Source organism: Klebsiella sp. M041 (genome assembly GCF_059759695.1).
Genome location: NZ_JCAXWU010000007.1, coordinates 210,971 through 225,410, shown reverse-complemented (window position 1 = coordinate 225,410; position 14,440 = coordinate 210,971). Strand labels below are relative to the sequence as shown.

Below are 14,440 nucleotides of genomic sequence, written 5' to 3'. Positions count from 1 at the left end.
TACGATGGCGCAATTCTACTCTGCAAAACGGCGTGTGACGACGCGCCAGATCATAACCGTTACAGTCAACGACCTCGATCCCTTTGGCCAGGGCGTGGCCCGCCACCAGGGGAAAGCGCTGTTCGTCGGCGGCGTGCTGCCGCAGGAGCAGGCAGAGGTGGTGCTGGTGGAAGACAAAAAGCAGTACGCCCGCGCCCAGGTGAAACGCCGTCTGACCGACAGCCCGCAGCGCCAGGCGCCGCGCTGCCCCCATTTTGGCGTTTGCGGCGGCTGCCAACAGCAGCATGCCAGCATCACGCTTCAGCAGCAAAGTAAACGCGCCGCGCTGGCGCGCCTGATGAAGCGCGAGGTGGATGAGATCATCGCCGGCGAGCCGTGGGGCTATCGCCGGCGCGCGCGCTTAAGCTTGAATTATCAGCCAAAGACCCAACAATTGCAGATGGGTTTTCGTCAGGCCAGCGATAAAGCGATCGTCGATGTGGTGCAGTGCCCTGTTTTGGTGCCCCAGCTTGAGGCGCTGCTGCCCGCCGTGCGCGAGTGCTTAAGCGCGCTGAGCGCATTACGCCATCTTGGCCACGTCGAGCTGGTGCTGGCGGACAACGGCCCACTGATGGTGCTGCGCCATACCGCTGCGCTGCCGGCGGCTGACCGGGAAAAACTGGAACGTTTTTCGCAAACTCACGGTCTTTCCCTGTACCTCGCGCCGCAAAGCGAGATACTGGAACATATTCACGGCGAAGCGCCATGGTATACCTCAGACGGATTACGCTTAGTGTTCAGTCCGCGGGATTTTATCCAGGTCAACGACGGCGTGAATCAGCAGATGGTGCGTACCGCGCTGGCGTGGCTGGATCTGCAGCCGGAGGACCGGGTGCTGGATCTGTTCTGCGGGATGGGCAATTTTACCCTGCCGCTGGCGACTCGCGCCGCCCACGTGGTTGGGGTGGAAGGGGTGCCGGCGCTGGTGGAGAAGGGGCGGGAAAATGCCGCCCTCAATGGTTTATCAAATGTCACCTTCTTCCATGAAAATCTGGAAGAGGATGTCACCCGCCAGGCCTGGGCGAAGCATGGCTTTGATAAAGTGCTGCTGGACCCGGCCCGCGCCGGCGCGCCGGGCGTGATGCCGCATATTATAAAACTGGCGCCGCGGCGGGTGGTGTATGTTTCCTGCAACCCGGCGACGCTGGCGCGAGACAGCGAAACCCTGTTGCAGGCTGGATATCAGATTCAACGCCTGGCGATGCTGGATATGTTCCCGCATACCGGTCATCTGGAATCAATAGTGTTGTTTGAGCGCAGGCTTACATAAGGTCATTCACAACGTCGCAGAAGAGCCGCCCCGGCCATCAATGCTGACGCGACCTGCAGGATGACATGTAGAAAGTTGAGGCTTGCCGACTTCGGCAGGCCGGTCCCTTAAGGAGAGGACAATGGTTGCGGTAAGAAGTGCACATCTTAATAAAGCTGGTGAATTTGACCCGAAGAAATGGATCGCGAGTCTGGGGATTTCCAGCCAGCAGTCGTGTGAGCGCTTAGCCGAAACCTGGGATTATTGTCGCGAAAAAACGCAAGGACACCCGCTGGCGGACCTGCTGCTGTGGCGGGGCGTCGAAATGGTGGAGATCCTGTCCACCCTGAGTATGGATATCGATACCCTGCGCGCGGCGCTGCTGTTCCCGCTGGCCGATGGCGAAGTCGTCAGCGAAGAGGTCATGCAGGAGAGCGTGGGTAAATCGGTCGTGACCCTGATTCACGGGGTACGGGACATGGCCGCCATCCGTCAGCTGAAAGCCACTCATACCGACTCGGTATCTTCCGAGCAGGTGGATAACATTCGCCGCATGCTGCTGGCGATGGTTGACGATTTCCGCTGCGTGGTTATCAAGCTTGCCGAACGTATCGCGCATCTGCGCGAGGTCAAGGACGCGCCGGAAGATGAGCGGGTGCTGGCGGCGAAAGAGTGCACCAATATCTATGCTCCCCTGGCTAACCGCTTAGGTATCGGCCAGCTGAAGTGGGAGCTGGAAGATTACTGCTTCCGCTACCTGCACCCGGCAGAGTACAAGCGCATTGCCAAACTGCTCCACGAACGCCGTATCGACCGCGAGCATTATATCGACGAGTTCGTCGGCCACCTGCGGGCAGAAATGAAAGCCGAAGGGGTCAAGGCCGAGGTCTATGGTCGGCCGAAGCATATCTACAGCATCTGGCGCAAAATGCAGAAAAAACACCTCGCCTTTGACGAGCTGTTTGACGTACGCGCGGTGCGCATCGTGGCCGAGCGGTTGCAGGATTGTTATGCCGCGCTGGGGATCGTTCATACCCACTACCGTCACCTGCCGGATGAGTTCGATGACTATGTGGCCAACCCGAAACCCAACGGCTACCAGTCTATCCATACCGTGGTGCTGGGGCCGAGCGGCAAGACCGTGGAGATTCAAATCCGCACCCGGCAGATGCATGAAGACGCCGAGCTGGGCGTGGCCGCGCACTGGAAGTACAAAGAGGGCGCGGGAGCGGGGACCAGCGGCGGCCGCGGCTATGAGGACCGTATCGCCTGGCTGCGCAAGCTGATTGCCTGGCAGGAAGAGATGGCCGACTCCGGCGAAATGCTCGACGAAGTGCGCAGCCAGGTCTTTGACGACCGGGTGTATGTCTTTACGCCGAAAGGCGACGTGGTGGACCTGCCGGCGGGGTCGACGCCGCTCGATTTTGCCTACCATATCCACAGCGACGTCGGTCATCGCTGCATCGGCGCCAAAATTGGCGGCCGCATCGTGCCGTTCACCTATCAGCTGCAGATGGGCGATCAGATCGAAATCATTACCCAGAAGCAGCCGAACCCGAGCCGCGACTGGCTCAACCCTAACCTCGGCTATGTCACCACCAGCCGCGGACGCTCCAAAATTCACGCCTGGTTCCGTAAGCAGGACCGCGACAAGAACATTCTTGCCGGCCGACAGATCCTTGACGACGAGCTGGAGCATCTGGGCATCAGCCTGAAGGATGCGGAAAAGCACCTGCTGCCGCGCTACAACTTCAACGAGCTCGATGAACTGCTGGCGGCCATCGGCGGCGGCGATATCCGTCTCAACCAGATGGTCAACTTCCTGCAGGCGCAGTTCAATAAACCGAGCGCCGCCGAGCAGGATGCGGCAGCGCTGAAGCAGTTGCAGCAGAAAACCTATGCTCCGCAGAACCGCACCAAGGACAATGGCCGGGTGGTGGTGGAAGGGGTTGGCAATCTGATGCACCATATTGCCCGCTGCTGCCAGCCGATCCCGGGCGATGAGATCGTCGGCTTTATCACCCAGGGGCGCGGGATTTCCGTGCATCGCGCCGACTGCGATCAGCTCGCTGAACTGCAGTCGCATGCCCCGGAGCGCATCGTCGATGCGGTATGGGGCGAAAGCTACTCGGCCGGATATTCGCTGGTGGTCAGGGTGGAGGCGAACGATCGCAGCGGGTTACTGCGCGATATCACCACCATCCTCGCCAATGAGAAGGTGAACGTGCTGGGCGTTGCCAGCCGCAGCGATACCCGTCAGCAGCTGGCCACCATCGATATGACCATCGAGATTTACAACCTGCAGGTGCTGGGCCGGGTGCTCGGTAAGCTGAACCAGGTGCCTGATGTCATTGACGCGCGCCGTCTGCACGGCGGTTAATTCGTCTCCAGGCCGGATAAGGCGAAGCCGCCATCCGGCAATTTCGCCACGTCGGATAAGGTCGAAACGCCTTATCCGGCCGACTATTTTTTACATTTCCAGGATTGTCACATGACCCAAATCGACCGCTTGCTCGGCATCATGCGCCGCCTGCGCGACCCGGAAAACGGCTGCCCGTGGGATAAAGAGCAGACCTTTGCCACCATCGCCCCCTATACCCTCGAAGAAACCTATGAAGTGCTGGACGCCATTTCGCGAGAGGATTTTGACGACCTGCGCGGTGAGCTGGGCGATCTGCTGTTCCAGGTGGTGTTCTATGCGCAGATGGCGCAGGAAGAGGGACGTTTTAACTTTGACGATATCTGCGCCGCCATCAGCGACAAGCTGGAGCGCCGCCATCCCCATATCTTCGCTGATGCCACCGCGGGAAACAGCAGCGAAGTCCTGGCCCGCTGGGAGCAGATCAAAAGCGCGGAGCGGGCGGAAAAAGCCCAGCACTCGGCGCTGGACGACATTCCGCATAGCCTGCCGGCGCTGATGCGCGCACATAAAATCCAGCGTCGCTGCTCGGCGGTCGGTTTTGACTGGACCTCGCTGGGCCCGGTGCTCGACAAGGTGCACGAAGAAATTGATGAAGTGATGCATGAAGCGCAGCAGGCGGTGGTGGATGAAGCGAAACTGGAAGAGGAAGTGGGCGATCTGCTGTTCGCCACGGTGAATTTATCCCGCCATTTAGGGGTCAAAGCCGAGGTGGCGCTGCAGAAGGCGAACCTCAAATTCGAGCGCCGCTTCCGCGAAGTCGAGCGCATTGTCGCTGCCCGCGGCCTGGAAATGACCGGCGTCGACCTCGATACCATGGAAGAAGTATGGCAACAGGTAAAACGCCAGGAAACTGATCTCTAACGAGTTTTCGTGATCAAGCGCGATTTGTGTGATTTTATAAATAACAAGCGCTTGATTTACGTCAAAAACATTTCGCCAAAAGCGTCTATTTTCTCTTTCCGTTATGTCGTTGAAACACCATGTAGCCTGCCTCTTCGAGTTGTTCGGGTCGCAACACAGGTGCAACTTGAAGAACGAAGGGGAGGGGAAGAATGAAAGTTTGTGGCGTCACGCATGTTCGGGTATACTACTTTCCCGTCCTGGTTATTCCATCGTTTTACCCTAACTTCTCAGGTTCAGCATGACAACGAACTATATTTTTGTGACCGGCGGGGTCGTATCCTCTCTGGGTAAAGGCATTGCCGCAGCCTCCCTGGCAGCCATTCTTGAAGCCCGTGGTCTCAACGTGACCATCATGAAACTGGATCCGTATATCAACGTCGATCCGGGCACCATGAGCCCAATCCAGCATGGGGAAGTGTTCGTTACTGAAGACGGCGCAGAAACCGATCTGGACCTGGGCCACTACGAGCGTTTCATCCGTACCAAGATGACTCGCCGCAACAACTTCACCACCGGCCGTATCTACTCTGACGTGCTGCGCAAAGAGCGCCGTGGCGACTACCTGGGCGCGACCGTTCAGGTTATTCCGCACATCACCAACGCTATCAAAGAGCGTGTGCTGGCGGGCGGCGAAGGCCATGACGTGGTGCTGGTGGAGATTGGCGGTACCGTCGGCGATATCGAATCCCTGCCGTTCCTCGAAGCCATTCGTCAGATGGCGGTAGAGATTGGCCGCGAGCATACCCTGTTTATGCACCTGACTCTGGTGCCGTACATGGCCGCCGCGGGCGAAGTCAAAACCAAACCGACTCAGCACTCCGTGAAAGAGCTGCTCTCCATCGGTATTCAGCCTGACATCCTGATCTGCCGCTCCGATCGCGCTGTTCCGGCCAACGAACGGGCGAAAATTGCTTTGTTCTGTAACGTTCCGGAAAAGGCTGTTATTTCTCTGAAAGACGTCGATTCCATTTATAAAATTCCAGGCCTGTTGAAATCTCAGGGGCTGGACGATTATATTTGTAAACGATTCAGCTTAACTTGTCCGGAAGCAAACCTGGCCGAATGGGAACAGGTAATCTATGAAGAAGCCAATCCGGCAGGCGAAGTCACCATCGGTATGGTCGGTAAGTACATTGAACTGCCGGACGCCTACAAGTCGGTGATTGAAGCGCTGAAACACGGTGGTCTGAAAAACCGCGTTACCGTCAACATCAAGCTGATCGATTCGCAGGATGTGGAAACGCGCGGCGTCGAAATCCTCAAGGATTTAGATGCTATCCTTATCCCGGGCGGCTTCGGCTACCGTGGTGTGGAAGGTAAGATCGCCACCGCGCGCTATGCGCGTGAGAACAATATTCCTTATCTGGGCATTTGCCTGGGTATGCAGGTTGCGCTGATTGAGTTCGCGCGCAACGTAGCGGGTATGGAAAACGCCAACTCGACGGAATTTGTGCCAGACTGTAAATACCCGGTTGTGGCCCTGATTACCGAATGGCGTGACGAAGATGGCAACGTCGAAGTCCGCTCCGAGAAGAGCGATCTGGGCGGCACCATGCGCCTGGGCGCGCAGCAGTGCCAGCTGGATGATGATTCTCTGGTACGCCAGCTGTACGGCGAGCCGACCATCACCGAGCGCCATCGTCACCGCTACGAAGTCAACAACATGTTGTTGAAACCGATTGAAGCTGCCGGTCTGCGCGTTGCGGGCCGTTCCGGGGATGATCAGTTGGTCGAGATCATCGAAGTGCCGAACCATCCGTGGTTTGTGGCCTGCCAGTTCCACCCGGAGTTTACTTCGACGCCGCGTGATGGACACCCGCTGTTTGCCGGCTTTGTGAAAGCCGCCAGCGAGTACCAGAAACGCCAGGCGAAGTAAAAAGAGTTAGAACGGCAATGCACCCATCCGGGTGCATTGTTTGTCTGGAGTTTTAGTTTAACTTGTACTGAGGAAAACCTAATGTCCAAAATCGTTAAAGTCATCGGTCGTGAAATCATCGACTCCCGTGGTAACCCGACTGTTGAAGCCGAAGTACACCTGGAAGGTGGTTTCGTCGGTATGGCAGCTGCTCCGTCAGGTGCTTCTACTGGTTCCCGCGAAGCGCTGGAACTGCGCGATGGCGACAAATCCCGTTTCCTGGGTAAAGGCGTAACCAAAGCTGTTGCTGCGGTAAACGGCCCGATCGCTCAGGCAATCCTGGGCAAAGATGCCAAAGATCAGGCTGGCATCGACAAGATCATGATCGACCTGGACGGTACTGAAAACAAATCTAACTTCGGTGCGAACGCAATCCTGGCCGTTTCTCTGGCGAACGCCAAAGCAGCAGCTGCCTCCAAAGGCCTGCCGCTGTACGCGCACATCGCTGAACTGAACGGCACTCCGGGCAAATACTCCATGCCGGTTCCGATGATGAACATCATCAACGGCGGTGAGCACGCTGACAACAACGTCGACATCCAGGAATTCATGATTCAGCCGGTTGGCGCGCCGACCCTGAAAGAAGCAGTACGCATGGGTTCTGAAGTGTTCCATCACCTGGCGAAAGTGCTGAAGTCCAAAGGCATGAACACTGCCGTTGGTGACGAAGGCGGCTACGCGCCGAACCTGGGTTCCAACGCCGAAGCGCTGGCTGTTATCGCTGAAGCGGTTAAAGCTGCAGGCTACGAGCTGGGCAAAGACATCACCCTGGCGATGGACTGCGCAGCGTCTGAATTCTACAAAGACGGTAAATACGTTCTGGCCGGCGAAGGCAACAAAGCGTTCACCTCTGAAGAGTTCACTCACTTCCTGGAAGAGCTGACCAAACAGTACCCGATCGTCTCCATCGAAGATGGCCTGGACGAATCTGACTGGGAAGGTTTCGCTTACCAGACCAAAGTACTGGGCGACAAAATCCAGCTGGTTGGTGACGACCTGTTCGTAACCAACACCAAGATCCTGAAAGAAGGCATCGAAAAAGGCATCGCTAACTCCATCCTGATCAAATTCAACCAGATCGGTTCTCTGACCGAAACTCTGGCGGCTATCAAGATGGCGAAAGACGCTGGCTACACCGCTGTCATCTCTCACCGTTCTGGCGAAACTGAAGACGCGACCATTGCCGACCTGGCTGTGGGTACCGCTGCAGGCCAGATCAAAACTGGTTCTATGAGCCGTTCTGACCGCGTTGCTAAATACAACCAGCTGATTCGTATCGAAGAAGCGCTGGGTGAGCAAGCGCCGTTCAACGGTCGTAAAGAGATCAAAGGCCAGGCTTAATCCTGTCTTTGTGAAATAACCATGCCAGCCTTCGGGCTGGCATTTTTTTTATGCCTGCGGCTATTATTTAAAGTCGACGGCCATTTGCTGAGGGATCGACAGCCCGCGAGTGGTTTCCACGCAGCGGTCGATGTAATCGGTAAAGCGCGGCGGTTTTGGCATCCCCATGCTCAGCAGCTTGTCGTTGCTAAAGCGCACGTTCAGCGTGGCGAACGCGCCATATAAACGCATCGCTTTCAGCATCAGTCGCTCATTGCATGGCCCAAAAATTCCTTTCAGTTCGCGACGCATTTTGACCAGCGTTTCATAGCTCACCTGGGCGTACTTGTCTCCCACCGGCGCCTGCTCCAGCGCCAGGGCCATCGCCCGGTCGATTTCGGCAAACTTCACGCTGTTCTCCTCGCCGGCAGAGATATGCACCACCTCGCCGCGGGCCAGCGGCTGGTTAAGCAGCATCAGCAGGGCATCGGCGCAGTAGTCCACCGGAATAACATCGATCCGATCCTCCATCGCGCACATAAATTTCTGCAGCATCAGCCCCATGCTGAACACCCAGAAAATACTGCTGGAAGGCCGGCAGCCATGATGGGTATGGCCCACCACAATAGAAGGGCGGGCAATGACCAGCGGTAGCGTAGGGCAGTGCTGCTGCATCAGTTGCTCGATGGCCGATTTCGAGTGGGTATATTCCACCAGATGCTCGGCGCGCTGCCGAAACTCCGCGCTCTCGGCGACCAGCGAATCCGGCTCCGGTGAGCAGGACATTGCGGTGCCGACGTGCAGAAAACGCTGCAGACCCGCCACCTGCGCCATCCGTTGCGCCAGACGCAGCGTACCCGCAACGTTAACCTTCCAGATGAGCGGGTTGCTGCCAAACGAGGCGACAGCGGCGCAGTTGAGGACATGGGTGACTTGCTCAAGCCGCGGGTCGTTAAGAAAATGCTCCGGAGAGGCGAGATCGCCCAGCAGGATCTGCTGCGGGCGCAGCATCGCCAGTTTCTCCTCGGCGATGTTGAACTTACGCATGTTCTCCTTGACCCGCTCCAGGCCTGCGTCGGGACTGTCGGCACGCACCAGCAGCAGCAGATCTAACTGGCTATCCTGATGGAGTATTTTCTCTAACGCCGCGCCGCCCAGAAAACCGGTGACGCCGGTAATGAATAATGTGGTCATAAACGCTATCTCATTATGGTTGGTCTGCGGGATTCTAGGAGGGACAAAGTAAACGACGATTAAATAAAAAATGGCGGGCAACAGGACTTTATTAAGAGGGGCTTAAGCTTATTTTCGGCGGTGGATTGGATTCGACTCTCAGACCAGATAAATAATTCACTCTTTCATGTATCAGTTTGTACACTGCTGTATTTAAAGGTATTTTTGTGTTTATACTGACATTTAATATATTCTGGTTTATAACGCGAAAAACATCTTCTGTTACATCTTTCTTTACGGTGGCATGGCGCGCCGTTTATTTTAATCCTTACCACACTAATGAAATAAACGAAAACAGAGGCATGCTTCTAATTAACAATGAATAACCTCCGGGGAGAGTAAGCGACGCCGTGAGGGAAAAAACGATCGCAGCGCAGGACAAGACCTGGACAGTGAAATCTGCGATAATAAGCGTTTATCACCCTAAACAGAGATGACTATGCAGTACCCGATTAACGAGATGTTCCAGACCCTGCAAGGCGAGGGTTACTTCACCGGCGTGCCTGCCATTTTTATTCGTCTGCAGGGATGCCCGGTAGGATGCGCGTGGTGTGACACCAAGCATACCTGGGACAAACTGGCCGATCGGGAAGTGTCGTTGTTCAGCATCCTGGCGAAAACCAAAGAGAGCGATAAGTGGGGGCCGGCAAGCAGTGAAGATCTGCTGGCGATTATCGGTCGTCAGGGGTGGACTGCCCGCCACGTGGTCATTACCGGCGGTGAGCCCTGCATTCATGATTTAACGCCGTTAACCTCGCTGCTGGAGCAAAACGGCTTTAGCTGCCAGATTGAAACCAGCGGCACTCACGAAGTTCGCTGTACGCCTCATACCTGGGTGACGGTATCGCCGAAGGTGAATATGCGCGGCGGGTATGACGTGCTGTCTCAGGCCCTGCAGCGGGCGGATGAGATCAAACATCCGGTAGGGCGCGTCCGCGACATCGAAGCGCTGGACGAGCTGCTGGAAACGCTGAGCGATGACAAACCGCGGATCATCGCCCTGCAGCCAATCAGCCAGAAAGAAGACGCGACGCGCCTGTGTATCGACACCTGCATCGCCCGTAACTGGCGCCTGTCCATGCAGACGCATAAATATCTGAATATCGCCTGATAAAAAAGCCCGGCAGCGTACTGACCGGGCTTTTTTTCGCTTACTCGCCGCGATAGACGCAGCCGGCGGTGCAGGTCTCTTTCACCATCACCGCGCTCAGCAGCGGTACCCGCGGTTTCATCTCATCCCAGATCCATTTGGCCAGCACTTCGCTGGTAGGGTTTTCCAGACCGGGGATATTGTTCAGATAATAGTGGTCCAGGCGATTGTAGGTCGGCTTGAAGGCAGCCTTCAGCTCGGCAAAATCCATGATCCACCCGGTATGGGGATCGACTTCACCGGTTATCTCCAGACGCACCATAAAGGAGTGGCCATGCAGGCGACCGCATTTGTGTCCTTCCGGGACGTGCGGCAGGTGGTGGGCGGCTTCGAAGGTGAAATCTTTAAACAGCGTGGTGGACATCATTGACTCTCAACAGGACGAAAAAAACCGCCGTAGGGTACCGGAAAGTACATTTTTTCGCATTAACTAAAACGGCCCTGAACAGAAAATCGACACATTTATCTGGGTTAAGTGAATTAAGTTGTGATATTTCAAATAGTTATTTAATCGATTTTGTTGTTAATAACTACAACTAAAACAGGTTAGTCCATTTGGTTATTTATTATTTCCATCCCTTCTTTAATTGTTACTATGCCCGCCGTTAACCTTCTATTCTCTTCTGTTTTTGTCGCGCTGACAGGTGCGAATAACAGCTTTGCTTACTGGAACAAACGACGCATGACGACACAGGCCCCACCTTCCAACTTGCTGCCGCTCAACCCGGAGCAACTGGCGCGCCTTCAGGCGGCCACCACTGACTTCACGCCCACTCAGCTCGCCTGGGTGTCTGGCTATTTCTGGGGCGTGCTGAATCAGCAGTCCGGCGCGGCAGCCGCCGTTCCCGCCCCGGCCGCCGAGGTCCCGACGATCACGCTGATTTCCGCCTCGCAAACCGGCAACGCTCGCCGCGTCGCCGAAGCGCTGCGCGACGATCTGCTGGCGGCGAAGCTGAACGTGAAGCTGGTGAATGCAGGCGATTATAAATTCAAACAAATTGCTGCTGAAAAACTGCTGGTGGTCGTGACCTCCACCCAGGGGGAAGGTGAGCCGCCGGAAGAAGCGGTCGCATTGCATAAGTTCCTGTTCTCGAAGAAAGCGCCGAAGCTGGACGGGACCGCATTCGCCGTCTTTGGCCTCGGCGATACCTCTTATGAATTCTTCTGCCAGTCCGGCAAAGATTTCGACAGCAAGCTGGCCGAACTTGGCGCGGAACGCCTGCTCGATCGCGTCGACGCCGACGTTGAATATCAGGCCGCGGCCGCTGAATGGCGCGCGCGCGTCGTTGAGGTGCTGAAGGCCCGTGCGCCGGTCGCCGCGCCCGCTCAGCTGTCCGCCAGCGGCGCAGTGAACGACATTCACACCAGTCCCTACACCAAAGAGGCTCCGCTGACGGCGACCCTGTCGGTCAACCAGAAAATCACCGGCCGCGATTCAGAAAAAGATGTACGCCATATCGAAATTGACCTCGGTGATTCCGGTCTGCGCTATCAGCCGGGCGACGCCCTGGGCGTCTGGTATCAAAACGATCCTCAGCTGGTGAAAGAGCTGGTGGAGCTGCTGTGGCTGAAAGGCGACGAGCCGGTGACCGTCGAGGGCAAAACCCTGCCGCTGGCGGAAGCCCTGCAGTGGCATTTTGAGCTGACGGTTAACACCGCGACTATCGTCGAAAACTACGCCACCCTGACCCGCAGCGAATCGCTGCTGCCGCTGGTGGGCGATAAAGCTCAACTGCAGCAGTATGCCGCCGCGACGCCAATCGTCGATATGGTCCGTTTCTCCCCCGCGCAGCTGGACGCCGAGGCGTTAATCGGTCTGCTGCGCCCGCTGACGCCGCGTCTGTACTCTATTGCCTCCTCGCAGGCGGAAGTGGAGAGCGAAGTGCATGTCACCGTGGGCGTGGTGCGCTATGACATCGAAGGCCGCGCCCGGGCTGGCGGCGCCTCCAGCTTCCTCGCCGACCGCGTGGAAGAGGATGGCGAAGTCCGCGTCTTTATCGAGCACAACGACAACTTCCGTCTGCCGGCTAACCCGGAGACGCCGGTGATCATGATTGGCCCGGGCACCGGTATTGCGCCGTTCCGCGCCTTCATGCAGCAGCGCGCAGCGGACGGGGCGCCAGGTAAGAACTGGTTGTTCTTCGGCAACCCGCACTTCACCGAAGATTTCCTCTATCAGGTGGAGTGGCAGAGCTATGTGAAAGAGGGTCTGCTGACCCGTATCGATCTGGCCTGGTCCCGCGATCAACAACAAAAAATCTATGTGCAGGACAAACTGCGTGAGCAGGGGGCTGAGCTGTGGCGCTGGATCAATGATGGCGCCCACATTTATGTCTGCGGCGACGCCAATCGTATGGCGAAAGACGTGGAACAGACTTTACTGGAAGTGATTGCCGAATACGGCGCGATGGACGCCGAAGCGGCGGACGAATTTTTAAGTGAGCTGCGCGTTGAGCGCCGTTATCAGCGAGATGTCTACTAATGAGCGAAAAACATCCGGGGCCTTTAGTGGTCGAAGGTAAACTGACCGATGCCGAGCGTATGAAGCTCGAGAGCAACTACCTGCGCGGCACCATTGCGGAAGATTTAAACGACGGTCTGACCGGCGGTTTTAAAGGTGATAACTTCCTGCTGATCCGTTTCCACGGTATGTACCAGCAGGACGATCGCGATATCCGCGCGGAGCGCGCCGCTCAGAAGCTGGAGCCGCGTCATGCGATGCTCCTGCGCTGCCGTCTGCCGGGCGGGGTGATCACCACCACCCAGTGGAAGGCGATCGATAAGTTTGCCGCCGAGAACACCATTTACGGCAGTATTCGCCTGACCAACCGGCAGACTTTCCAGTTTCACGGCATTCTGAAAAAGAACGTCAAGCCGGTGCATCAGATGCTGCACTCGGTGGGGCTGGACGCGCTGGCCACCGCCAACGATATGAACCGTAACGTGCTGTGCACCTCCAACCCGTACGAATCGCAGCTGCACGCTGAGGCCTACGAGTGGGCGAAAAAGATCTCCGAGCATCTGCTGCCGCGCACCCGCGCCTATGCCGAGATCTGGCTGGATCAGAAAAAGGTCGCCACCACTGACGAAGAACCGATCCTCGGTCAGACCTATCTGCCGCGTAAGTTTAAAACCACGGTGGTGATCCCGCCGCAGAACGATATCGATCTGCACGCCAACGACATGAACTTTGTGGCGATCGCCGAAAACGGCAAGCTGGTGGGCTTTAACCTGCTGGTGGGCGGCGGTCTTTCTATCGAACACGGTAACAAAAAAACCTACGCCCGCACGGCGAGCGAATTCGGTTATCTGCCGCTGGAGCATACTCTGGCGGTGGCGGAAGCGGTCGTGACTACCCAGCGCGACTGGGGTAACCGTACCGACCGTAAGAATGCGAAAACCAAGTACACCCTTGAGCGCGTTGGCGTTGAAACCTTTAAGGCGGAAGTGGAGCGCCGGGCAGGCATTAAGTTTGAGCCGATCCGCCCGTACGAATTCACCGGCCGCGGCGACCGCATCGGCTGGGTGAAGGGGATTGATGATAAATGGCACCTGACGCTGTTTATTGAAAACGGCCGCATTCTGGATTATCCGGGGCGCCCGCTGAAAACCGGTCTGCTGGAGATTGCTAAGATCCATCAGGGCGAATTCCGCATCACCGCCAATCAGAACCTGATCGTCGCCAGCGTACCGGAAGATCAGAAGGCGCGGATCGAGAAGCTGGCGCGGGATCATGGTCTGATGAATGCCGTCACCCCGCAGCGCGAAAACTCAATGGCCTGCGTCTCCTTCCCGACCTGCCCGCTGGCGATGGCGGAAGCCGAGCGTTTCCTGCCGTCGTTTATCGACAAGGTGGAAGGGGTGATGAGCAAGCATGGCGTGAGCGATGAGCATATCGTCACCCGCGTCACCGGCTGTCCGAACGGCTGCGGCCGCGCGATGCTGGCGGAAGTGGGGCTGGTGGGGAAAGCGCCAGGCCGCTATAACCTGCACATCGGCGGTAACCGCAGCGGCACCCGCATCCCGCGGATGTACCGTGAGAACATTACCGAGTCGGAAATTCTCGACTCGCTAGACCAACTGGTAGGGCGCTGGGCGAAAGAGCGCGAAGCGGGTGAAGGCTTCGGCGACTTTACGGTGCGTGCGGGCATCATTCGCCCGGTGCTCGATCCAGCCCGCGATTTCTGGGAGTAACATCCTGGTGCCCGG

10 protein-coding genes are annotated in these 14,440 nt (G+C 57.1%); 8 read left to right on the top strand and 2 right to left on the bottom strand.

Annotation, left to right across the window (positions count from 1 at the left end):
- The first annotated feature begins 4 nt into the window (after nt 1-4).
- The 5 genes from rlmD to eno all read left to right on the top strand — a co-directional run bounded on the left by rlmD (nt 5) and on the right by eno (nt 7,869).
- Nucleotides 5-1,309: a 23S rRNA (uracil(1939)-C(5))-methyltransferase RlmD gene (gene rlmD / locus AC6CWS_RS11560; protein WP_065882013.1), complete on the top strand. Its 1,305-nt coding sequence runs from the start codon at nt 5-7 to the stop codon at nt 1,307-1,309.
- A gap of 121 nt (nt 1,310-1,430) precedes the next feature.
- Nucleotides 1,431-3,668 (top strand): GTP diphosphokinase, encoded by a 2,238-nt coding sequence (gene relA / locus AC6CWS_RS11555; RefSeq protein WP_023290829.1) that lies wholly within the window; start codon nt 1,431-1,433, stop codon nt 3,666-3,668.
- Between the two features lie 111 nt (nt 3,669-3,779).
- The gene (gene mazG, locus AC6CWS_RS11550; RefSeq protein WP_032453910.1) at nt 3,780-4,571 is read left to right on the top strand and encodes a nucleoside triphosphate pyrophosphohydrolase; all 792 of its coding nucleotides are present in this window, start codon (nt 3,780-3,782) and stop codon (nt 4,569-4,571) included.
- Between the two features lie 280 nt (nt 4,572-4,851).
- Nucleotides 4,852-6,489 carry a glutamine hydrolyzing CTP synthase gene (gene pyrG / locus AC6CWS_RS11545; protein WP_023290827.1) on the top strand — a complete coding sequence of 546 codons (1,638 nt, stop codon included), beginning with the start codon at nt 4,852-4,854 and terminating at the stop codon, nt 6,487-6,489.
- A gap of 81 nt (nt 6,490-6,570) precedes the next feature.
- Entirely contained in the window at nt 6,571-7,869 is a 1,299-nt protein-coding gene (eno, locus tag AC6CWS_RS11540; protein WP_002915213.1) for a phosphopyruvate hydratase, read from the top strand.
- A 63-nt stretch (nt 7,870-7,932) separates the two neighbouring features.
- Here eno and AC6CWS_RS11535 read toward each other — a convergent pair whose 3' ends face one another.
- Complete coding sequence (locus AC6CWS_RS11535) at nt 7,933-9,042, bottom strand: SDR family oxidoreductase (protein WP_023290826.1); 1,110 nt, start codon at nt 9,040-9,042, stop codon at nt 7,933-7,935.
- Nucleotides 9,043-9,520: 478 nt separating this feature from the next.
- On the opposite strand from AC6CWS_RS11535, the gene queE reads away from it, so the two are divergent.
- On the top strand, nt 9,521-10,192 hold the full coding sequence (gene queE, locus AC6CWS_RS11530; protein WP_023290825.1) for a 7-carboxy-7-deazaguanine synthase QueE: 672 nt from the start codon (nt 9,521-9,523) through the stop codon (nt 10,190-10,192).
- Nucleotides 10,193-10,232: 40 nt separating this feature from the next.
- Here queE and queD read toward each other — a convergent pair whose 3' ends face one another.
- A complete protein-coding gene (gene queD, locus AC6CWS_RS11525; protein ID WP_074442587.1) occupies nt 10,233-10,598 on the bottom strand; it encodes a 6-carboxytetrahydropterin synthase QueD in 366 nt (121 codons plus the stop codon).
- 315 nt (nt 10,599-10,913) lie between these two features.
- Here queD and cysJ point away from each other — a divergent pair, with 315 nt between their 5' ends.
- Together cysJ and cysI are read left to right on the top strand one after the other, a co-directional pair.
- Nucleotides 10,914-12,713, top strand: coding sequence for an NADPH-dependent assimilatory sulfite reductase flavoprotein subunit (gene cysJ / locus AC6CWS_RS11520; protein ID WP_023290824.1), 1,800 nt, complete (start codon nt 10,914-10,916; stop codon nt 12,711-12,713).
- Nucleotides 12,713-14,425, top strand: coding sequence for an assimilatory sulfite reductase (NADPH) hemoprotein subunit (cysI, locus tag AC6CWS_RS11515; protein WP_004205585.1), 1,713 nt, complete (start codon nt 12,713-12,715; stop codon nt 14,423-14,425). The genes cysJ and cysI overlap by 1 nt, the downstream gene beginning before the upstream one ends.
- Nucleotides 14,426-14,440: the final 15 nt, after the last annotated feature.